Source organism: Chimaeribacter californicus (assembly GCF_002858675.1).
GTDB classification, from domain to species: domain Bacteria; phylum Pseudomonadota; class Gammaproteobacteria; order Enterobacterales; family Enterobacteriaceae; genus Chimaeribacter; species Chimaeribacter californicus.
The window spans coordinates 1-365 of sequence record NZ_PJZF01000123.1 but is presented as its reverse complement, the minus strand read 5'-3'; the positions used below and the strand labels follow the sequence as shown (position 1 = coordinate 365).

Sequence of the window (365 nt, the reverse complement as noted above, 5' to 3'; positions counted from 1 at the left end):
GTATTAAAACAGACCGTGCCAGGCTCCGCAAACCCTCGTCAGTCAAAGAGATATTTAACGCCCTCGAGCCAAAATCTTTTTCTTTTGCCCTTGAAAAAGGCATGACGCTGGATTTCCGCCAGGGCATTAACTATATCTTCTTGCTGAAAAAAGGCACCATGTCGATGGTCAGGGGAGATAATGATCTGTATGTCAAAGTCAATATCGAAAGAACGATCCTGGGCCTGGCGAATGCCATTTATGAAAACACCGGCCACTATTTTATTGCTGAAACCCGGTGCGAGCTAAGCTATATTCCCATTGCCGCCGCCAGGGATATTTTCACCGAAAGGAAGTTGTGGCAGGCGGTGTGTGAGGCGGTCACC

Annotated in this window: 1 protein-coding gene; it reads left to right on the top strand. The window is 47.9% G+C overall.

The genetic code is table 11. The features are described from left to right. Window positions 1-101: 101 nt before the first annotated feature. On the top strand, window positions 102-365 hold a 264-nt coding region (locus tag CYR55_RS23210), incomplete at its 3' end, for a hypothetical protein (protein ID WP_146001061.1).